Annotated in this window: 20 protein-coding genes, 1 tRNA gene and 3 pseudogenes; 14 read left to right on the plus strand and 10 right to left on the minus strand. The window is 52.2% G+C overall.

Features of this window, described 5'->3' with window-relative positions; genetic code table 11:
• Window positions 1-4: 4 nt before the first annotated feature.
• Window positions 5-1,573 carry an arylsulfatase gene (locus ABLU86_RS08475; RefSeq protein WP_020077900.1) on the minus strand — a complete coding sequence of 523 codons (1,569 nt, stop codon included), beginning with the start codon at window positions 1,571-1,573 and terminating at the stop codon, window positions 5-7.
• Window positions 1,574-1,895: 322 nt separating this feature from the next.
• Here ABLU86_RS08475 and ABLU86_RS08480 point away from each other — a divergent pair, with 322 nt between their 5' ends.
• The gene (locus ABLU86_RS08480) at window positions 1,896-2,588 is read left to right on the plus strand and encodes a helix-turn-helix domain-containing protein (protein ID WP_015703536.1); all 693 of its coding nucleotides are present in this window, start codon (window positions 1,896-1,898) and stop codon (window positions 2,586-2,588) included.
• A 260-nt stretch (window positions 2,589-2,848) separates the two neighbouring features.
• On the opposite strand, the gene ABLU86_RS08485 is transcribed toward ABLU86_RS08480, so the two are convergent.
• Window positions 2,849-3,085 carry a hypothetical protein gene (locus ABLU86_RS08485; RefSeq protein ID WP_227505315.1) on the minus strand — a complete coding sequence of 79 codons (237 nt, stop codon included), beginning with the start codon at window positions 3,083-3,085 and terminating at the stop codon, window positions 2,849-2,851.
• A 36-nt stretch (window positions 3,086-3,121) separates the two neighbouring features.
• On the opposite strand from ABLU86_RS08485, the gene ABLU86_RS08490 reads away from it, so the two are divergent.
• The 7 genes and pseudogenes from ABLU86_RS08490 (at window position 3,122) to ABLU86_RS08520 (ending at window position 6,172) form a co-directional block, all read left to right on the plus strand.
• On the plus strand, window positions 3,122-3,292 hold the full coding sequence (locus ABLU86_RS08490) for a hypothetical protein (RefSeq protein ID WP_227505316.1): 171 nt from the start codon (window positions 3,122-3,124) through the stop codon (window positions 3,290-3,292).
• 228 nt (window positions 3,293-3,520) lie between these two features.
• Window positions 3,521-3,817 (plus strand): hypothetical protein, encoded by a 297-nt coding sequence (locus ABLU86_RS08495; RefSeq protein WP_015703534.1) that lies wholly within the window; start codon window positions 3,521-3,523, stop codon window positions 3,815-3,817.
• Between the two features lie 218 nt (window positions 3,818-4,035).
• Entirely contained in the window at window positions 4,036-4,464 is a 429-nt protein-coding gene (locus ABLU86_RS08500) for a hypothetical protein (protein WP_047039153.1), read from the plus strand.
• A 57-nt stretch (window positions 4,465-4,521) separates the two neighbouring features.
• The gene (locus tag ABLU86_RS08505; protein ID WP_047043316.1) at window positions 4,522-4,734 is read left to right on the plus strand and encodes a hypothetical protein; all 213 of its coding nucleotides are present in this window, start codon (window positions 4,522-4,524) and stop codon (window positions 4,732-4,734) included.
• A gap of 243 nt (window positions 4,735-4,977) precedes the next feature.
• Window positions 4,978-5,277, plus strand: coding sequence for a DUF1889 family protein (locus ABLU86_RS08510; RefSeq protein ID WP_047043319.1), 300 nt, complete (start codon window positions 4,978-4,980; stop codon window positions 5,275-5,277).
• Between the two features lie 75 nt (window positions 5,278-5,352).
• Window positions 5,353-5,714 (plus strand): annotated as a pseudogene (locus ABLU86_RS08515) (phage tail protein).
• Window positions 5,715-5,724: 10 nt separating this feature from the next.
• Window positions 5,725-6,172 (plus strand): annotated as a pseudogene (locus tag ABLU86_RS08520) (phage virion morphogenesis protein).
• Here ABLU86_RS08520 and ABLU86_RS08525 read toward each other — a convergent pair.
• Window positions 6,126-6,920, minus strand: coding sequence for a DUF6216 family protein (locus ABLU86_RS08525; protein ID WP_047043322.1), 795 nt, complete (start codon window positions 6,918-6,920; stop codon window positions 6,126-6,128). The pseudogene ABLU86_RS08520 and the gene ABLU86_RS08525 overlap by 47 nt on opposite strands.
• 102 nt (window positions 6,921-7,022) lie before the next feature.
• Between ABLU86_RS08525 and ABLU86_RS08530 the strand changes: the two are divergent.
• Window positions 7,023-7,091 (plus strand): annotated as a pseudogene (locus tag ABLU86_RS08530) (phage baseplate assembly protein V); the annotation flags it as partial.
• 18 nt (window positions 7,092-7,109) lie between these two features.
• A protein-coding gene (locus ABLU86_RS08535; protein ID WP_260576995.1) for an IS3 family transposase occupies window positions 7,110-8,178 on the plus strand; the annotation gives its coding sequence in 2 pieces (ribosomal slippage) (window positions 7,110-7,321 and window positions 7,320-8,178; 1,071 coding nt in all).
• 130 nt (window positions 8,179-8,308) lie between these two features.
• Here the strand turns inward: ABLU86_RS08535 and ABLU86_RS08540 are convergent.
• Window positions 8,309-8,384: transfer RNA gene (locus tag ABLU86_RS08540), tRNA-Ile, on the minus strand.
• Between the two features lie 125 nt (window positions 8,385-8,509).
• Here ABLU86_RS08540 and mug point away from each other — a divergent pair.
• Window positions 8,510-9,016: a G/U mismatch-specific DNA glycosylase gene (gene mug / locus ABLU86_RS08545; RefSeq protein ID WP_045359807.1), complete on the plus strand. Its 507-nt coding sequence runs from the start codon at window positions 8,510-8,512 to the stop codon at window positions 9,014-9,016.
• Window positions 9,017-9,085: 69 nt separating this feature from the next.
• Here mug and rpoD read toward each other — a convergent pair whose 3' ends face one another.
• From rpoD to rpsU, 3 genes are all read right to left on the minus strand, one after another.
• The gene (gene rpoD, locus ABLU86_RS08550; protein WP_015369628.1) at window positions 9,086-10,930 is read right to left on the minus strand and encodes an RNA polymerase sigma factor RpoD; all 1,845 of its coding nucleotides are present in this window, start codon (window positions 10,928-10,930) and stop codon (window positions 9,086-9,088) included.
• 150 nt (window positions 10,931-11,080) lie between these two features.
• On the minus strand, window positions 11,081-12,826 hold the full coding sequence (gene dnaG, locus ABLU86_RS08555) for a DNA primase (protein WP_015369629.1): 1,746 nt from the start codon (window positions 12,824-12,826) through the stop codon (window positions 11,081-11,083).
• Window positions 12,827-13,003: 177 nt separating this feature from the next.
• Window positions 13,004-13,219, minus strand: coding sequence for a 30S ribosomal protein S21 (gene rpsU / locus ABLU86_RS08560; RefSeq protein ID WP_001144069.1), 216 nt, complete (start codon window positions 13,217-13,219; stop codon window positions 13,004-13,006).
• 238 nt (window positions 13,220-13,457) lie between these two features.
• Between rpsU and tsaD the strand changes: the two genes are divergently transcribed.
• Window positions 13,458-14,471 (plus strand): tRNA (adenosine(37)-N6)-threonylcarbamoyltransferase complex transferase subunit TsaD, encoded by a 1,014-nt coding sequence (gene tsaD / locus ABLU86_RS08565; protein WP_032712539.1) that lies wholly within the window; start codon window positions 13,458-13,460, stop codon window positions 14,469-14,471.
• A 53-nt stretch (window positions 14,472-14,524) separates the two neighbouring features.
• Here tsaD and ABLU86_RS08570 read toward each other — a convergent pair whose 3' ends face one another.
• Entirely contained in the window at window positions 14,525-15,994 is a 1,470-nt protein-coding gene (locus tag ABLU86_RS08570; protein ID WP_020077904.1) for an MFS transporter, read from the minus strand.
• 213 nt (window positions 15,995-16,207) lie between these two features.
• Entirely contained in the window at window positions 16,208-16,828 is a 621-nt protein-coding gene (plsY, locus tag ABLU86_RS08575) for a glycerol-3-phosphate 1-O-acyltransferase PlsY (protein ID WP_015703522.1), read from the minus strand.
• A gap of 233 nt (window positions 16,829-17,061) precedes the next feature.
• Here plsY and folB point away from each other — a divergent pair, with 233 nt between their 5' ends.
• Complete coding sequence (folB, locus tag ABLU86_RS08580) at window positions 17,062-17,445, plus strand: bifunctional dihydroneopterin aldolase/7,8-dihydroneopterin epimerase (RefSeq protein ID WP_020077905.1); 384 nt, start codon at window positions 17,062-17,064, stop codon at window positions 17,443-17,445.
• 69 nt (window positions 17,446-17,514) lie between these two features.
• On the plus strand, window positions 17,515-18,336 hold the full coding sequence (gene bacA / locus ABLU86_RS08585) for an undecaprenyl-diphosphate phosphatase (RefSeq protein ID WP_020077906.1): 822 nt from the start codon (window positions 17,515-17,517) through the stop codon (window positions 18,334-18,336).
• Between the two features lie 11 nt (window positions 18,337-18,347).
• Here the strand turns inward: bacA and ABLU86_RS08590 are convergent, their stop codons facing one another.
• Window positions 18,348-19,589 (minus strand): multifunctional CCA addition/repair protein, encoded by a 1,242-nt coding sequence (locus ABLU86_RS08590; RefSeq protein WP_348796160.1) that lies wholly within the window; start codon window positions 19,587-19,589, stop codon window positions 18,348-18,350.
• Between the last annotated feature and the right edge of the window lie 3 nt (window positions 19,590-19,592).

Here is a 19,592-nt window from a genome sequence, read left to right on the forward strand (position 1 = left end):
AGGGTTATTTATGCGCGCCCTGGTCAAGCATCGCGCTGACATCGGAGACGGTGAAGGAGCCCGGTTTCTGACGCGGCGGGAATTCTTTAAACGTCGCCAGCATTTCTTTTGCCGACTTCTGCGCGCCGCCCATCAGGAACATGCGATCGTAGAACCAGGATTGGTAACCCATCCCCTGGTCGCCTTTCTCCAGTGGATCGACGGCAAGGTCAAAGATCATCGGCGCACGCAGTTTGGTGAACGGATAGCGCCACAGATCGAGACCGGTGTGTTCCTGGATCATAAAGTGGATCTTCCAGCGGCCCTGACGCATTGCCAGCAGATCGCCGTCATCGCTCCAGTAGAAGAATTCGTTACGCTGGTCTTTCCCTTTGCCCTGCAGGAAGTCGAGCTGGTTATAGCCATCAAGGTGAACCTTGTAGGTGATGGACGGCGTTTTATAACCTTTCAGCATTTCCTGTTTGATGTTGCTGTCGCCGGCAGCGGCAACCAGCGTCGGGAACCAGTCGTAGCTGGCGAACATGTCGCTCACCACGGTGCCCGGTTTGATGTGGCCCGGCCATTTGATCATTGCCGGAACTCGGAAGCCGCCCTCCCAGCCGGTGTTTTTCTCACCGCGGAACGGAGTTTCGCCTGCGTCCGGCCAGGTGGCGGTCATCGGGCCGTTGTCGGTGGTGTAGATAACGATGGTGTTATCTTCGATGCCGAGATCTTTAATTTTCTGCAGCACCTGGCCGACGATTTTATCGTGCTCAACCATGCCATCGGCATAGGTTCCCAGCCCGGTGACGCCAACGCTGTCGTCTTTGAGGTGGGTTTTGTTGTGCATACGAGTGGTGTTGAACCAGGTAAAGAATGGTTTACCGGCTTTCACCTGACGCGCCATAAAGTCGTTGTTGGCGGCCAGAGTCTCTTCATCCACGGTCCCCATACGCTTCACAGTCAGCGGACCGGTATCTTCGATCTTGCCGTCAGCGGTACTCTTAATTACCCCGCGCGGGCCAAACTGTTTGCGGAAGTTGGGATCTTTCGGGTAATCCGGATTTTCCGGCTCTTCTTCGGCATTCAGGTGATAGAGATTGCCAAGGAACTCATCGAAACCATGTGCAGTCGGCAGGAATTCATCGCGATCGCCAAGGTGGTTTTTACCAAACTGCCCGGTGGCGTAACCCAGTTGTTTGAGGACGTTGGCGATGGTCGGATCTTCTTTCTGCAGACCCTGCGGCGCTCCCGGCATCCCGACTTTACTCATCCCGGTACGGAACGGCATCTGGCCGGTAATGAAGGCGGAACGACCCGCGGTGGAGCTCTGCTCGGCGTAGTAGGAGGTAAACTTCGCGCCCTGGGCGGCGATGCTGTCGATGTTTGGCGTCTGGTAGCCCATCAGACCCTGATTGTAGGTGCTCAGGTTCAGGTAGCCGATATCATCGCCAAAGATAACTACGATGTTAGGCTTTTTAGCATCCTGCTTCGGCGCTGCGGCGTCGGCTGCGTGAGCAACGGTCACCGCGCCGGAAGCTAATGTCAGCATACTGGCCAACATTGTTCTCTTAAAGGGAATATTTTTAAACATAGCTCGCTATCCTTTTATTTTTCCGGGTTTTTAAATGATCTGGAAAAATAGGTTGTTAACGAAGCGTCTAATTTATTTTTAAATTAGCAAGGATGTTTTCGGTTAAAAATAAATTAGACGCTTCAATGGGCAAGAAAACGTTAAACGGTTCTCGTCGGTGTTGGTATTTTATTTAGACGTATCGGTCGACACGAGAGTGGAGTCTCTAAACGGACTGAAATAAATGGCAGGATGAACTAAAAATGCTATCTTTAATTGACAGGGTTAACTTTGCCAGATTATTTTTATGCATATTTAAATAAATAGGTATTAATGAGGTAACATGAAAACGACTTATTCCGATGTTATTGATCAATATAACCATGTTGTCGCCAGCGATCTTGAGTTGATTCAACCGCTGATCTCGGCAAATCAGCCACGAATCATCAAAGATAACGGTGTATTTAAAATAGAACCCGGCGAAGTGGTTATTGTTGTTGAAGGCATTATTGCGATAGAGGTGGAATACAACGCGGGCTTTGGTTCCGCGAGTAAACGCGGCGCGCGGAGTAAAACGCTGGACATGCTGCAGATCGGTAAAGGGATCCGCGGTATGATCTTTGGCATTATTGAAAGCTATGGTCCGGCGCTATCGCTAAAATATACGGCGAAGAAAAATGTCAAAATAGTGACCTGCGGTAAGGAAGCGTTTGAACACTATTTTATTCAACGCGATCGGTTTGCTTATCTGATGGAAATCATGGCATTTCAGCTATCGCTGATTATTGATGCGCATCACGAAAAGAATTTACCTTCACGCTATGATACGATTAAATCAATGATTTACCGTTACAAAAAACAGCAGGATGCGGGAGTATTACATGATAGAAGCCTGGCTAGCTTTATTCTGAAAAGAACCAAAATGTCGCGTAGCTACCTTTTCAAAATTCTTGCTGAGCTTAAAGAAGGGGGATATATCAAAATGGAGAACGGTGAACTGATCGATATTGCGCACGAACTGCCGGAGAAATTTTAACCTCCTGTGACTGGGCGCGAACGTCATTTCAGTGGCGCAGAGGCCGTCTAACAGATCCTGGGATTACTTTACTCTTTATTACGCTTGCCTGCTGGGCGACGAATCATGTTTGCCGAAGCCAGTTGCCGTGCGGAATCTAGCCCGTCGTGTTTCTCTTACCGCGATGAGAATGGGGAGATAGTTGCTCTACAATGACCGTTTGTAGGTTTGCTTTTATTTGTGGTTATATCTAGAATGCAGTTAATTATTCTGTCATAAATTCATCCTGCTAGTGAAATAAACCATTGTTTTTTCGTTTTAAGGGATACGATTTTGCTGAGAAGGGAGGCTTCTTTGTGTTCAATGGTGCAGTGCGCTCTGACGTAAACAATTTCGTTAACATAGAAAAGGGAAGGCGCGGTAGAAAGAGTCAGCCGTTTATCTCTTTCTCCAAAAATGGGGGGCATGTCAGGATCGCGGCTTTCATTGCTCGTCACGGAGAACATGTTGATATTCAAATAGATTATTCCACCAGAACCATCAGGGTTAAGAAGGTGGAACATCACGGCGTGCGTATTAACGTCGGCGGCGTCTTTACCCGTAAGGTACTGGTGAAGCAGTTTCTGTTTGGCGGGAAGAAGACCATCCGCGTCGATCTCACCCAACAGGACGATGGCTGGTTTTATGGCGACTTGCCGGTAGAGTTCACGGCCAATTGCGCATAGTGCGTTATTGCCTGAATTAGCCATTATCCAACTATGTTGATACGGAGATAGCGGATAATGGCTTTTTTATATCAATGAGATATAAATACGAGTCATTATAGTTTCGTATTAAAAATTTATTTTTAAGTAAATAAGTACCATTAAATCCTATTAAATAATAGTTATTTCCAATGATATCTTTGCAATAATTAAGGGAAAATAGAGACTCAAAAAAGGAAACGATAATTAATGGAACATTTACTCAGACATTGTGAACAGGTTGCCGTTGGCCCCTATAGCCGCGATGCCCGTGCGCTGGCGCATGAAGTGATCGATACCATTTCGGCGGGCGTTCCGCCGGAGCAACTGATTCTCCCCTGGATGTCGGTTAAAGAGGGGCTGCCCGACGCCAATAGCGGGCGCTACGTGTGCGCTTATACACCCGCGAAATCTCAGGACCGCCGCTATCAGCTGGTCTCCGCTGCCATGTTCCGCACCGTTTGTCGGGACGCCACCCACTGGTTTTATATGTGGGAAGCGCTGTGATGGTGGGGGTGTGGGGGGATTTGTAGTGGTTTATGCTTCAATGCATAGATTATTTTACTAGTACAGTGAATCAAACTTTAACAACGTCAATATAAAAATATTTGGTAGTTAAATCATTCGCACCGCTAAATCCTTATATAATAAATATACTATTGAGATAGTCGTTAGGGAGCAGGATTGGACTGTGGTTTTTTTTATACAAGTTGTTGAGGGGAAGCATGATCGAAATAATAAGTGATAAGAAAATATTAAGAATCTCCGCATTTGAAAGAGAAAATACACCTAATGCACCTGCTTATGATTGGATAAAAACCTACGTCGAATATCACCTCCCTGAATTGAATGTACAATATCAAGCTTCTTTCAACGTTGGTGAACTTTCCGAACTGAAAGATAAACTTATCGCGTTACATACCCACTTAATAAATGAAGATGCCCATACCGATGTTATTTTTGAAAGCACCGAAAATCAGCTAAATCTGGTATTTACACCATCATCTTTTGGCCATGGAGCACTTATGTCGTTAACGTTGAGGCCAGAAAACCCGGCTGAAAGCGTAGTGATCAGTGATTGTTTGGGGCTTGATGAAAGCTATTTTCCCGCGCTCATTGCTGGTCTGGAAGAGATCATCAATTTACAAAGATGATGCATTAGAGTATTGATAAGTCAGATATTTAATTAGAAGCCGCCAGGATGCTACTCTATGAAATCTGCTCTTGCTAATCTATGCCAATCCATCGGGATTCAGTCCGCGAGTCTGCTGGAAGCTATCACAACCTGCCTTTGTTCTATCGCCGCGCTGGGTAGCCTTTTTGTGCTTGAAGGCTGGGGCATGAAGATGGCTGGTTTTGTCGGGTTTTTGGCGCTGGCTTACGTGGTTGCCTGGATAGTGGATATAGTAAAAGGCAAAAAGTAGAGCCAAACATTTTGATTCATTACTCAGATTCTTGAGATTTGGACGGATTGGACTTATCACTATCAGAGGATCTTTTTTGCCGGAGGGTGTGAGCACATGTAAGAGGGGCTGCCAGATAAAAAATCAGCCATTTGTACACAGCTCACATTTGAACAATTAAATGGATAAACCTTTTGATACTTAAGCAAAATATAGTCCATATTATAGCCTTGTACCGAACGTGGATATTTTAAGGATAAGAATATGTCAGCAGTAATTGATAAAGCACTGGATTTTATTAATGGCATGAACACGTCATCTTCAGCACCGCACACCATGGATGAAAGTACGGCTAAAGGCATTTTCAAGTATCTTAATGAGTTAGGCGCACCGGCCAGCGCGGCTGATGTATATGCCCGGGGCACTCAAGAGGGCTGGGATCCCGAATTTACTAAAACGTTAGCGGGATGGGCGGAACGAATTGAGTCCGGCGAGCGTATAGTTATTAAGAATCCTGAGTACTTTTCTTCATACATGCGCGAGGAGTTGCGGACGCTGGTATAAGGCAGTTCTGCTCAATTTGAGCATCAGCTTTAGGGGTGACGTGTGCGGATGGGAGTGCGTTCCACTTTCGCTGTATTGCACCCCACTGGCGAAACGCCTGATGCCACTACAGATGAAGGCTCACTGGTGGCAACCGGGGCCAGATCCATATCGTGGGAATACTGTTACACCCTGAATGTGGTGATTAAAGATTTCAGCGGCGATAAAATCTGTTGATGGCCCCGGTGCTGTTGTGGTTGATGGAAAACCAGCCGGATGCCATCAACAATCCCGAACTGTGTGAAAAGCTGTTTTCCTTTAAGGTGGATATTCTGCGCAACGATATTTGCGATATCAGTCTGGATTTGCAACTGACGGAGCGCATTCTGGTGAGCGATGAGGGCGGGACCTCAACCGTTAAGGCAGGGCCGGAGCCAGATGTGCAGGAAGAAATGTAGACGGTTAATCGTGGGTGAACTGCAGAAAGTCGATGCTTGGTTGGCTGCACTGCTGGCAAATCTGGGGGGCTGCAGCGCGCAAGCGCGTGATGTAGGAACTGGAGCAGCGGTTACGCCGAAACCAGCAGAGCAATATCCGTCTACAACGCAATCCCGATGGAACCGGCTATGAGCCTCGCCGGGTAACAACCCGAACAAAGAGGGGCCGAATAAAGCGGTAACTGTTCGCCAAGTTCCGCACAACGAAGTATCTGAAAATCGTAGCCGCCGCCAACTTTGCCGGCGTGCAGTTTGATAGGCAGGTGCAGCCTATTGCGCGTGTGCACCACTACGGCTTATGGGATCGTGTAAGCCGTAAGAGGCCAGAGATTCGGTATGCTGAGCGGCAATTGCTGGGCGTTAACAAAGAGTCTATCGCTCTAACTCTTGATATATTGCATAGATACCTTCGGCTCTGAATTCGCCGTGAGCGCAATGTATAGCCTTTCTTTGCTCAGCCAGAATATATCTTCTTACTTTTTGAGAGTAAATGAGGCTAAGGATTAAACCAAGTATCATCCATGAAAAATAAAAGGCGATGACTCCAGATATTAAAAATATAATCATTCTGTTCTTTTTGAAATTTATGATGGACTTTTCTAATCGTTCTTTTTCAGGAGAAACCAACATTAAGTTGCATAATTGTGTGGCATGTTCGGCTGTAATGAACTTTGTGTCATAGCTGATCTTGGCAGATGCTAAATCGCAATCAGACGCTTTTAAAGTCCATTTTGGCGGGGAGGTAATTGTTGCTTCGGTCGCTCGTAACTTGGATATATAAAAATTTTCGTTAGTAGACTCCCAATTCCACAGTGCTGATCCATCAGGTGTCTTGGAAGCAAGAATTAACTCTGGAGAGAAATAACCGCTTCCGCCCAGGAAAATAACTAGTAGTGCGCCAGCAAGTATTTTTTCTGGCCATCCGGTCGCTGGAAGACTCTTTACCGGAATGGTAAATATAAAGAAATTCAGCGCAAAAGCAGGGACTCCTGCTTTTTTCAAAATTTTATTATGAGATTTTCTGTATCTGAAAAGTGCTCTAACAATTATTGTTATCACCGTTATAAGCGTTCCAATAATGGAAATCCATGCTGCAACTGCGGCTGCCGGGGAGTTTAAAAATTCGGCATTAAATATATTGGAACTAATGGGGTTTATAACGCTCATTCATCCTCCTGTTGATTGTTTTTATCCTTTAATTAATTTGTACCATCGATGCCACAATTTGCAAGAAGTTATAAACAAGCTTGCAGCTGTCATCATTTCTCTATGAACACACGACTTACCGAAATCATGCACCTTATCACCAACCTGATCCGCACCGGAACTGTCACTGAACACCCGATCATCGCCATTCTGAAGTCCGTTGAAGCCGGACGTACCGTCAAGGATGTGTGCCGTGAGGCCGCTATTTCTGAAGCCAGCTATTACAACTGGAAAGCGAAATATGACGGGATGGAAGCGGCCGATATTAAAAAAATCAAAGACCTTGAGGATGAGAAGCGACGTTTGAAACAGATGTTTGCCGACCTGAGCCTTGAGAACCGGGCACTTAAAGACGTTATCGAAAAAAGCTTTAAAACCAGCGATAAAGCGTGAACTCGTCAGCTATCTGACGGCACAATTTGCCATGAGTTTACGCCAGGCCTGCAGGACGTTATCGCTGAGCAGGACGGTCTATTTTTATCAGCCCGATACCCGGCGTGATGAACCGGTGATCCATGCGCTGACTGAACTGGCAGAACACTATCCGCGCTACGGTTTTAAGAAGCTGTTCCAGCTGCTGCGCAGGCAGGATAATACCTGGAACCATAAACGTGTTCACCGGATTTACTGTCTGCTGAAACTGAATTTTCGTCGTAAGGGAAAACAGCGACTGCCAGTGCGTAATCCAGCGCCACTGGCAACTCCGCAAGCGTTAAACCAGAGCTGGTCCATCGATTTTATGCACGACGCCCTGGTCTGCGGCAGACGATTCCGGACCTTCAATGTGGTGGATGATTTTAACCGTGAAGCACTGGCGATAGAAATCGACCTGAATATCCCGGCTCAGCGAGTCATCCGGGTGCTGGACAGGATCGTGGCAAACCGCGGCTACCCGCTGAAAATGCGGATGGACAACGGGTCAGAACTGGTCTCGCTGGCGCTGGCACAATGGGCCGAAGAACACGGCGTGATGCTCGAATTTATCAAGCCGGGGAAGCCTACACAAAATGCCTTTATCGAACGGTTCAACCGGACATACCGGACAGAAATCCTGGATTTTTACCTGTTCAGAACACTGAATGAAGTACGGGAAATTACAGAGCGCTTGCTGATGGAATATAACAACGAGCGGCCTCATGAATCCCTGAACAACCTGACGACGGAAGAGTACCGGCTGATGGCTGAAAAAACGGAACTCTCAAAAAGTGCGTGGAACTAAAATAGGTGTGCTTACAGTATCGCCAAAGTTACCAATCGACTTATACCTAACCTTACTTATAGATGGCACCCCATGGGACCCCCGAGAAAAGCAAAAGGGCCGGCGATTTCTCGCCAGCCCTTGCTGTGTTTGGTGGCCCCTGTTGGGTTTGAACCAACGACCAAGCGATTATGAGTCGCCTGCTCTAACCACTGAGCTAAGGGGCCGTGGCGAGGGATTATAATGTAACTGCACGCTGCAATCCAGCGTAAAGCGCTCGGCTGCTGTTTTTATAAACAATGCATTTTCAATCCTTTATAATCAGCTTTTTAGTCATTCAGCCGGAGAAATTATGATTAGCGATATCCTGGCGCCGGGGCTGCGGGTGGTCTTTTGCGGGATCAATCCGGGGAAGTCCTCCGCGCATACGGGGTTCCATTTTGCCCATCCCGGCAATCGTTTCTGGAAGGTCATTCACCAGGCGGGGTTCACTGAGCGGCAGCTGAAGCCGGAAGAGGAGCAGCATCTACTGGATACCGGCTGCGGTATCACCATGCTGGTTGAGCGGCCGACGGTACAGGCCAGCGAGGTTGCCCTGCTGGAGCTGCGTAATGGCGCGCAGGAGCTAATAAGCAAAATCCAGGACTATCAGCCGCAGGTGCTGGCGGTACTCGGCAAGCAGGCCTATGAGCAGGCGTTCAGGGTGCGTGGCGCAAAGTGGGGAAAGCAGGAAGCGACCATCGGTGAAACCGAAATCTGGGTACTGCCCAATCCCAGCGGTTTAAACCGGGCGACGCTGGACAAGCTGGTTGAAGCCTATCGCGAACTGGATGAGGCGCTGGCGGGGCGAGGGCGCTGATGGCACCTGAATCGCAGGCATAAAAAAGCTCCCCGCGGGGAGCTTTTTACTCTCTTTGCAGCGCGACGATTAATCGTCGAGGAAGCTACGCAGCACTTCAGAACGGCTTGGGTGGCGCAGTTTACGCAGCGCCTTGGCTTCGATCTGACGAATACGTTCGCGGGTAACGTCGAACTGTTTACCTACTTCTTCCAGCGTGTGGTCGGTGTTCATGTCGATACCGAAACGCATACGCAGCACTTTCGCTTCACGAGCGGTGAGGCCCGCCAGTACGTCGTGCGTTGCCGCACGCAGGCTCTCGGTGGTCGCAGAATCCAGCGGCAGCTCGAGGGTGGTATCCTCGATGAAGTCACCCAGATGCGAATCTTCATCGTCGCCGATCGGCGTTTCCATGGAGATTGGCTCTTTGGCGATTTTCAGCACCTTACGGATTTTGTCTTCCGGCATCAGCATGCGCTCAGCCAGCTCTTCCGGCGTCGGCTCGCGGCCCATTTCCTGCAGCATCTGGCGGGAGATACGGTTGAGCTTGTTGATAGTCTCAATCATATGCACCGGAATACGGATGGTGCGCGCCTGATCCGCGATGGAACGGGTGATCGCCTGACGGATCCACCAGGTGGCGTAGGTGGAGAACTTGTAGCCACGACGGTATTCAAACTTATCTACCGCTTTCATCAGGCCGATGTTGCCTTCCTGAATCAGGTCGAGGAACTGCAAACCGCGGTTGGTGTATTTCTTGGCGATAGAAATAACCAGACGTAAGTTCGCTTCAACCATCTCTTTCTTCGCACGACGGGCTTTCGCTTCGCCGATGGACATGCGACGGTTGATATCTTTAACCTGCTCGATGGTCAGACCGGTTTCTTCTTCAATCTGCTGCAGTTTCTGCAGGCCGCGCTGAACGTCTTCTTTAACGTCATGCAGCTTCTCGGACCACGGCTTGTTCATCGCCACGGCGGCGTTGAACCAGGTTTCGCTGGTTTCGTTGCCGGTGAACAGGGTGATGAAGTTTTTCTTCGGCATTTTGCACTGTTCAACGCACAGCTTCATGATGATACGTTCTTGAGTACGAACGCGATCCATCATGCTGCGCATGCTGTTGACCAGGTAATCGAACTGTTTCGGCACCAGGCGGAACTGTTTGAAGACCTCGGACAGCTTGAGGATCTCTTCCTGCGCGGCGGCGTGGCTGCGACCTTTCGCTTTGATGGTGTCGCGAGTCAGCTCGTACTGGGTGCGCAGCTCGGCGAATTTCTCGCGGGCCAGCTCCGGGTCGATGCTGTTATCGTCATCGCTGTTGTCGTCGTCATCATCTTCTTCTTCATCTTCGTCGTCGTCCATCTCTTCCTGAGACAGCTCGGAACCGACGTGAGTGGCGGTCGGCGCCATATCTTCTTCAGCGTTCGGATCGACGAAGCCGGTGATCAGGTCAGACAGGCGAGCTTCTTCAGCTTCGACGCGATCGTACTGTTCCAGCAGATAGGTGATGGCTTCCGGATATTCCGCAACGGAGCACTGGACCTGGTTGATCCCGTCTTCGATGCGTTTAGCGATGTCGATTTCGCCTTCGCGGGTCAGCAGTTCAACGGTACCCATTTCGCGCATGTACATGCGCACCGGGTCGGTCGTACGGCCAATTTCAGATTCAACGCTCGACAGCACCTGGGCCGCCGCTTCTTCTGCGTCTTCATCGGTATTATTGGAGGTTTCAGCAAGCAGCAGATCATCGGCATCCGGTGCTTCTTCCATCACCTGAATACCCATGTCGTTGATCATTTGGATGATGTCTTCGATCTGATCGGAGTCGACGATATCTTCCGGCAGATGGTCATTGACCTCGGCATAGGTCAGATAGCCTTGCTCCTTACCACGTTGGACAAGAAGCTTCAGCTGTGACTGCGGGTTTTGCTCCATAAGACGGTATCCACACTTAATTCGTTTGATTGGTGCAGGCAGACGAACTGCCAACATTTAAAGCGAGGGCGTACTTATATTATTGCCGCTGCGCCTCAGCGCGGCTGTCGGGGGCTTCCCGATCGATATTCGGCACTTAAGCCGTTAAATTCATTTTTTGGCCAGTTCCTGGCTGATAGTCCAGAGTTCCCGGCGCTCCTCACTGCTTAAACCGTGTGTGCGATCGCGAGCTATCAACTCTTCTTGTCGCAGTTCCAGCAGTGAGTCAAACATATGGTTGAGCGAGTCGGTGAAGGTTTGTTCAGCGATATCCTTATCTGCTATATCGTCCCACATCGACAGTTTTTCAAGGGTTGCTGCTTCATTTGTCCCGCGATACTGTTCTAAAAGTTGCCCGGTGGTCAGACCTGGCTGCGCCAGACACGTATTGACCAGTTCGCTGAATAAACCAAGTCCTGGCATCTTCTGCTGATCCAGACCCGTCAAGGGCGGAACCAGCGGCGCCAGATCGGGGTTCTGCACCAGTAACCCTATAAGTATACGCATGGTCGTGCGTTTTAGCTGCGGCGCCGGGCGTTGAGCGCTATTTTCCGCCTGTTTCGGCATTAAACGTTCAAGCTGGGCGTCATCCAGAATACCCAGCTTGTTACCCAGCTCCTGACGCAAATAGATGCGCAGCGTTTCACCCGGCACCTGAGTTATCAGCGGCAGCGCCAGCGTGCTCAGCTGCGCCCGCCCATCCGGAGTGCTCAGGTCGACCTGCGGCATCAGGCTATTGAATAAAAACGTGGAGAGCGGCTGTGCCTGCTCCATCCGCGCTTCAAACGCCTCTTTGCCCTCTTTACGCACCAGCGTATCCGGGTCTTCGCCATCAGGTAAAAACATAAAACGCAGTTGGCGGCCATCGGTCATATACGGCAGCGCCGTTTCCAGCGCGCGCCATGCCGCGTCGCGGCCAGCCCGGTCGCCGTCGTAACAGCAGATGACCTGATTGGTCGCCCGGAACAACAGCTGAATGTGGTCGGCGGTCGTCGAGGTGCCCAGCGAGGCCACGGCATAATTAATGCCGTACTGCGCCAGCGCGACGACGTCCATATAGCCTTCGACCACCAGCAGACGCTGAGGTTCGGCGTTATCCTGCTGCGCTTCATACAGGCCGTACAGCTGGCGGCCTTTATGGAAAATATCGGTCTCCGGGGAGTTCAGGTATTTTGGCAGCGCATCGCCCAGCACGCGCCCGCCAAAACCAATCACCCGGCCTCGCTTATCGCGGATCGGGAACATTACCCGTTCGCGGAAGCGGTCGTAACTGCGCCCCTGATCGTTGGTGACCAGCATGCCTGCATCAATAAGCGACTGGCGGTTTTCCTGATTGCCGCCAAAACGTTTTAAAACGTTATCCCAGCCAGGGGGAGCGAAGCCTATTGCGAAGCGGGTAATCACCTCGCTGCTTAAGCCGCGTTTTGCCAGATACTGGCGCGCGGGTTCGGCGGCGGGTTGATTCAGAGACTGTTGGTAAAACGTGTTCAGACCGTCCAGCAGCTGATAGAGATTTTGCCGCTGATGCCGTTCTATCTGGCTCGGTCCATTACCTGCTTCATAGGGCACTTCAAGGTTGTGCATGGCGGCCAGCTCTTCGACGGTTTCGACGAACTCGAGCTTGTCGTAGTTCATCAGAAAGTCGATGGCGTTGCCGTGCGCACCGCAGCCGAAGCAATGGTAAAACTGTTTTTCACCGTTGACGGTGAAGGAGGGGGTTTTTTCGTTATGGAATGGACAACACGCGTGATAATTCTTGCCCTGCTTTTTCAGCTTCACCCGAGCATCGATCAGATCGATGATGTCGGTGCGCGCCAGCAGGTCATTGATAAATACGCGTGGGATTCGTCCAGCCATATGCCCCGTAATCTATACACTGCATCCTGCAAACGGCCTCGATGTATTGCCTGAAGACAGTTTGAACGATCTCGTGTATCTGCTAATGCATAAACGAAAATAAGCCGCGCATTCCTTTCGGAAGCACGGCCTTACAACTACAACTCGGTCTGAATTGAGAGCTTCGCTCTCAACAGATTAGTACAGACGAGTGCGGCGTGCGTTTTCGCGAGCCAGTTTCTTCGCGTGACGTTTCACTGCAGAAGCTTTAGCGCGCTTACGTTCGGTAGTCGGTTTTTCATAGAACTCACGACGACGAACTTCCGCCAGAACACCTGCTTTTTCGCAGGAACGCTTGAAGCGACGCAGAGCTACGTCGAACGGCTCGTTTTCACGTACTTTAATTACCGGCATGTGCCTCTCACCTTTGATTAATTCGGTTTGCCGCTGGCCGCAATGCCAGCTTATTTCAAAATGGTGCGGAATTTTACTGCAACTACTGCTGCTTTGTAAAGCACCGGCGCCTTTTTTGAAAGGGGACTTTTATAAGGGTGAGGAGTATACACGAAGAGAACACCAGGGGTGAGCAAAGTTTTACATCGCCGGTCATTGGTCCTACACTGCGCGGTATTGAAACGAGGTAAAACAACTCATGCGTGTACTGGGAATTGAAACATCCTGCGATGAAACCGGCATCGCTATTTACGACGATAAACAAGGTCTGTTAGCCAACCAACTGTATAGTCAGGTGAAATTACATGCTGACTACGGCGGCGTGGTGCCTGAGCTGGCGTCGCGCGACCACGTACGTAAAACCGTTCCGCTGATTCAGGCGGCGCTCAAAGAAGCGGGCCTGACGGCGAAAGATATTGATGCCGTTGCCTATACGGCAGGCCCTGGCCTGGTGGGCGCGCTGCTGGTCGGCGCGACCGTTGGCCGCTCCCTGGCGTTCGCCTGGAACGTGCCGGCGATCCCGGTACACCATATGGAAGGGCATCTGCTGGCGCCGATGCTGGAAGATAACCCGCCGGCGTTCCCGTTCGTCGCTCTGCTGGTTTCCGGCGGCCACACCCAGCTGATTAGCGTCACCGGCATTGGTCAGTATGAGCTGTTGGGCGAGTCAATCGACGATGCCGCTGGCGAAGCCTTTGATAAGACGGCGAAACTGCTGGGGCTGGATTATCCCGGCGGGCCGATGCTGTCGAAAATGGCGTCCCAGGGCACGGAAGGTCGCTTCGTCTTCCCGCGGCCGATGACCGATCGTCCAGGACTTGATTTCAGCTTCTCCGGCCTGAAGACCTTCGCCGCCAATACCATTCGTAACAACGGCGACGATGAGCAAACCCGTGCCGATATCGCCCGCGCATTTGAAGACGCGGTTGTCGATACGCTGATGATTAAATGCCGCCGCGCGCTGGAGCAAACCGGCTTTAAGCGTCTGGTGATGGCGGGAGGCGTGAGCGCTAACCGTACGCTGCGCGCGAAGCTGGCGGAAATGATGAGCAAACGCGGCGGCGAAGTATTTTATGCCCGCCCTGAGTTCTGTACCGATAACGGCGCGATGATCGCTTACGCCGGGATGGTCCGCCTGCAGGGCGGTGCTAATGCCGGCCTCGGCGTGACCGTGCGGCCGCGCTGGCCGTTGGCAGAACTGCCGGCCGCCTGATAAGCCTGTTACAAACAAAAGCCGCCCATCGAGGCGGCTTTTTTACGCGTGGATTAAGGTTGCTGATAATCCTCGGCGTCGATGTCGTAGCCCGACGGCTCCCAGCGGATAGCCAACAGCGACAATAGCCCAATCAGCGGCGCGGCGGCGATGATCCAGAAAACGCGGGTATCCAGCGCGGCGACCAGCAGCGGGAAGAGGAATAAAGAAAGCGTTGAGCTGCCGCGCATGAGCGTCTGGTTGAGCCCGACGCCAACGCCGCGCAGCGATGTCGGATAGCTTAACGAGGCGAAGGTCATGGTGTGCGCGCCAGGGCCGAATCCCTGGCCGAAAAGGAACAGCGCCAGCATCGCCACGGCAGCGACGCCTTCACCTGCGCCATCAGGGCGGCCAATCAGCGCCAGGCCGAGCAGCGCCGTCAGCTGGCAGCCATAACCCGCCAGCGACATCCGCCACGCCCCGAAGCGCGGTACCAGGCGTACCGCCAGTATCCCTCCCACGAAAGCGAACAGCAGATTCAGCGCCAGCGAAATCAAAATCGTCGTCAGCATCGATTGCACGAAGAAGCTGGAGATGATCACCGGCAGGCCGAACGCGACGGCGTTATAGGCAAACGAGGAAACCACTGACAGCAGGGTAGAGAGCGTCGTGCGGCGCAGGTAGACGCCGCGGAACAGGCGCAGATAGTTACTCCATTGGGCGCTACGAACTTTCGGCGCCGGTTTTTCCAGCGCGTCCTGGGCAACGTGCGCATTGATGTTGTACGCCTGGCGTAGAATAGAAGCAGCTTCACGCAGGTTACCCTGGTTGGCGGCCCACACCGGCGATTCGCTCATGTAGCGGCTGCGGATGGCGATAATCACCAGCGCCGGGATGGCGCCAAAACCAAGGATAATCCGCCATAGCCAGTCACTATGGCTTTCCGGCAGGACGGCATAAAAAAAGAGTACCAGCAGATATGAAATGCTGATCGCCGCGTACCACGTTGGGCACCACATCGCCACGCTGGCCGCCTTGTTGCCGGGACCTTTGAGCCTCGCGAATTCGCTGAGAAACGCCATCGCCACCGGCAGGTCGATCCCGACGCCCAGCCCCATCACGAAGCGCGCGCCGGTAAGGACGTATTCATTCGGCGCCAGCGCGCAGGCGATGGCCGCTACCACGAAGAACAGCATATCCGCCATAAACACGCGGTAGCGGCCAATTTTGTCGGTCAGATAACCGCCGAGCAGCGCGCCAACGATAGCGCCGAAGGTGATGGCCGAGGCGACCATCCCGGTACCGGCAGGCGTCAGGTTGAATTCCCGGGTGATATCTTTCAGCCCGAAGGCCAACGAGCCAAGATCGTAGGCATCAAGGAAAATACCGCCGAGGGCGATTCCCATGACGATACGCGCGTTATTGCGCCCGCTGCTGCCTTCGTTTATGAGGCGCGAGACGTCCGCCGCGCTGCCGATCCATTTTACTTCCCCGCCGGGCGACGCAGAGGTTGCCGCAGGCGTCGCGTTAATTACATCAGTCATGGTGTTGTGCTTTTTTCTCTTATAAAGAGTTTCAGAGTAAACAGCGACGCGGGGGTGAAAAAATCACTTTTGGTTATAACTCATAACTAAGTCATTGTAGTGAAAGGATTATCTTTGGTTTTCTCATTTGCCGCTATGATTGGCTAAAAAAGTGGGAAATAGAATGCGTTTGTGGCGGCAAAACGGCCCGGCCCAGGCGGCCGGGCGCGGAGATTATTTCTGCTCTGGCGTTTTTTTCTTCTTCTTAAAGCGTGACCAGATTTTCGTTTCCTGACGGCGCCACAGACGCTGGATATTGTCGTGATGGCGTAGCAGGATCAGGCAGGAGAGCATGGAGACCGGGAAGGTGTACTGCGGTTTGAACCACCAGACGTAGAAAGGGGCTACCAGCGCGCTGACGATAGCGCCCAGCGAGGAATACCCGCTGAGCAGAATAGTCAGCAGCCAGGTGCCGGCCATTACGCCGGTGAGATCCCAGCCGATGGGCGCGATAGCGCCAAATGCGGTCGCCACGCCTTTACCGCCGCGGAAATTAAAGAACACCGGCCAGATATGGCCTACGCAGGCGGCGATCGCCACCAGCCCGAGCCAGAACGGCGTCAGACCGAGCGCCCAGGCGCCCCAAACCGGCAGCATCCCTTTCAGGACATCAAAAATTAATACCGTTACGGCTGCTCCCTTGCCGCCAATTCGGAGTACGTTCGTCGCCCCGGGGTTGCCGGAACCGCTATCGCGAGGGTCGGGCAAACCAGCAAGACGGCACACCAGAATGGCGCTGGAAATTGAGCCGCAGAGGTAGGCGAGGATAACTAGTCCAGGCGCGATTGCACTCATCAGCTGTTCCATTTTGAAAACGTCGTTAGAACCCCACCCATTTTCGTGTTAACAGCTTGTTGGCTTTCTCTGCGCGATAGGTTACATAGTGATGCTGCTATGTTCCCGTAATCTTGCTGCGTCGCCGCTGTCAGGGCACGTGAATTCTTTAGGGGATGTCTTTGCATCTGTGGATAATACGCATAATTCGCCGGAAGTGGTATCCGGTTTAGCCAAAAAGCAGGCAGGTCGTGATGGATATTGTATTTATAGAGCAACTTTCGGTAATCACCACTATCGGTGTTTACGACTGGGAACAGACCATCGAACAGAAATTAGTGTTCGATATCGAAATGGCGTGGGATAACCGCAAAGCGGCCGCCAGCGACGATGTGAGCGATTGCCTGAGCTATGCTGATATCAGCGAACTGGTTATCAACCACGTTGAGGGCGGGCGTTTTGCGCTGGTCGAACGGGTGGCGGAAGAGATAGCCGATCTACTGCTGCAAAAATTCAATTCTCCGTGGGTGCGGATTAAAGTCAGCAAGCCTGGTGCGGTGGCCCGTGCGGCCAACGTTGGCGTGATCATTGAACGTGGCAGTAATCTGAAACAAAACGTTTCTCGTCATAATGTTTAAACAAATTTGTTTTATACCGGTCTTAGTGCCTGGATTTTAATTTTACTTTTTATTTTAAGGGTTTATTGAATGGGCGATTTACACTCGCTGCTGATAGCGGCAATTTTGGGTGTGGTTGAAGGGTTGACGGAGTTTTTACCGGTTTCCAGTACGGGACATATGATTATCGTTGGCCATCTCCTTGGTTTTGAAGGGGATACCGCCAATACTTTTGAAGTCGTGATTCAACTAGGTTCTATTCTCGCCGTCGTCGTGGTGTTCTGGCGTCGACTGTTTGGCCTGATTGGCATTCATTTTGGCCGTCCTCTGCAGCATGAGGGCGTAAGCCAGGGGCGCTTGTCGCTGATTCATATCCTGTTAGGCATGATCCCGGCGGTGGCGCTGGGGCTGGTGTTTCATGACCTGATTAAATCGCTGTTTAACCCGGTTAACGTGATGTACGCGCTGATTGTCGGCGGCTTCCTGCTGATCGCGGCGGAGCTATTTAAACCGAAAGAGCCGCGCGCGGTGGGCATTGATGATATGACCTATCGTCAGGCGTTTGCCATCGGTTGCTTCCAGTGTCTGGCGCTGTGGCCGGGCTTCTCTCGCTCCGGGGCGACCATTTCCGGCGGCATGCTGATGGGCGTTAGCCGCTATGCGGCATCCGAGTTCTCATTCCTGCTGGCGGTACCGATGATGATGGGCGCCACCGTGCTGGACGTCTACAAGAGCATCGGCTTCCTTAATACCGGGGATATTCCGATGTTCGCCGTCGGTTTTATCATGGCGTTCATCGTGGCGCTGATTGCGATTAAAACCTTCCTGCAGCTGATTAAACGTATTTCGTTTATTCCGTTTGCAATCTACCGCTTTATCGTCGCGGCAGCCGTCTACGTGGTCTTCTTCTAAGGCCCTGGCCCTCAGCCTTGCGGCTGGGGGCAACGTTGTTCTTTCCACTGCCCCACGGCCGCAATTCTGCGCCGCGTCAGCTCTTCGCGAATCTCCGGTCCTTTGAAACCTTCCGCTACCACCTCTTTAGTGGAAACCGACTGCGCGACTTCCCAGGCCTCAAGCAGCAGGCGCCCCTGCGGATAATCGCAGGATTCAAAACCGGTACGCCCGCGCACGTCGGCCTCGCTGGTGAGGGCGATTTGCTGTACACGCTGCGGCTTGCGCCAGGCATCGATGCTATCAAACAGCTTCACGATGGTTTTTGGCTGCAGAATCGGCAGGGTGTGGATCAGATCGTGGAATTCGGCGACCAGTCTGGCCAGATCGCGAATATCGTTCGGCACCCGCAGGCGCTGGCAAATCTGTTCCACCAGTTTTACACCCGCCGGGCCGTGGCCGTGGTGGCGCGGCCAGAACTCTTTGGGCGTTAAACCTTTGCCGAGATCGTGGCACAGGGTGGCGAAACGGACATCGATGGCCGGCGATAGCATCGCCGCCATGGTGAGCGTCATCAGGGTGTGAACGCCGGTGTCGATTTCCGGATGCCATTTGGCCGGCGCGGGGACACCGTACAGGGCGTCGATTTCTGGGAACAGCACCTTCAGCGCGTGGCAGTCGCGCAGGGTCTGGAAAAAGACCTGCGGATTACGCGTGCCAAGCGCGTTTTCCGTCTCTTTCCATACCCGCTCCGCGGTCAAATGCGCCAGTTCGCCGGCGTCCGCCATCGCGCGCATCAGCGCCATGGTTTCATCGGCAATGCGAAAACCGAGATGGGCATAACGTGCGGCAAAACGCGCGACGCGCAGTACGCGTAGCGGATCTTCGCTAAAGGCCGGGGAGACGTGGCGCAGCAGGCGCTGGCGTAAATCGGACTGGCCGCCATAGGGATCGTAAATCTGACCGTCAGTGTCCTGAGCCAGCGCGTTAATGGTGAGATCGCGGCGCAGTAGATCTTGCTCAAGGGTGACGTCAGCGGCGGCATAACAGGTGAAACCGGTATAGCCGGAACCGGATTTACGTTCGGTACGCGCGAGGGCGTACTCTTCACGGCTTTGCGGGTGAAGAAACACGGGAAAATCGCGGCCTACCTGCTGGTAGCCCGCGTCGAGCAACTGCTGGGGCGTGGCGCCAACCACCACCCAGTCTCTGTCTTTGACCGGTAGTCCTAATAACGCATCTCGTACCGCACCACCGACCAAATAAATCTTCACGCC

Origin of the sequence: Klebsiella sp. JN_Kp121, assembly GCF_040062145.1 — a bacterium.
Lineage (GTDB): Bacteria > Pseudomonadota > Gammaproteobacteria > Enterobacterales > Enterobacteriaceae > Klebsiella > Klebsiella aerogenes.

Coding starts and splice junctions, on each gene's coding strand:
- bacA (WP_020077906.1), top strand. CDS start 17,515: ATGGGCGATTTACACTCGCTGCTGATAGCGGCAATTTTGGGTGTGGTT.
- dnaG (WP_015369629.1), bottom strand. CDS start 12,826: ATGGCTGGACGAATCCCACGCGTATTTATCAATGACCTGCTGGCGCGC.
- ABLU86_RS08500 (WP_047039153.1), top strand. CDS start 4,036: ATGATCGAAATAATAAGTGATAAGAAAATATTAAGAATCTCCGCATTT.
- ABLU86_RS08475 (WP_020077900.1), bottom strand. CDS start 1,573: ATGTTTAAAAATATTCCCTTTAAGAGAACAATGTTGGCCAGTATGCTG.
- rpsU (WP_001144069.1), bottom strand. CDS start 13,219: ATGCCGGTAATTAAAGTACGTGAAAACGAGCCGTTCGACGTAGCTCTG.
- folB (WP_020077905.1), top strand. CDS start 17,062: ATGGATATTGTATTTATAGAGCAACTTTCGGTAATCACCACTATCGGT.
- rpoD (WP_015369628.1), bottom strand. CDS start 10,930: ATGGAGCAAAACCCGCAGTCACAGCTGAAGCTTCTTGTCCAACGTGGT.
- ABLU86_RS08570 (WP_020077904.1), bottom strand. CDS start 15,994: ATGACTGATGTAATTAACGCGACGCCTGCGGCAACCTCTGCGTCGCCC.
- plsY (WP_015703522.1), bottom strand. CDS start 16,828: ATGAGTGCAATCGCGCCTGGACTAGTTATCCTCGCCTACCTCTGCGGC.
- tsaD (WP_032712539.1), top strand. CDS start 13,458: ATGCGTGTACTGGGAATTGAAACATCCTGCGATGAAACCGGCATCGCT.
- ABLU86_RS08495 (WP_015703534.1), top strand. CDS start 3,521: ATGGAACATTTACTCAGACATTGTGAACAGGTTGCCGTTGGCCCCTAT.
- mug (WP_045359807.1), top strand. CDS start 8,510: ATGATTAGCGATATCCTGGCGCCGGGGCTGCGGGTGGTCTTTTGCGGG.
- ABLU86_RS08505 (WP_047043316.1), top strand. CDS start 4,522: ATGAAATCTGCTCTTGCTAATCTATGCCAATCCATCGGGATTCAGTCC.
- ABLU86_RS08480 (WP_015703536.1), top strand. CDS start 1,896: ATGAAAACGACTTATTCCGATGTTATTGATCAATATAACCATGTTGTC.
- ABLU86_RS08525 (WP_047043322.1), bottom strand. CDS start 6,920: ATGAGCGTTATAAACCCCATTAGTTCCAATATATTTAATGCCGAATTT.
- ABLU86_RS08510 (WP_047043319.1), top strand. CDS start 4,978: ATGTCAGCAGTAATTGATAAAGCACTGGATTTTATTAATGGCATGAAC.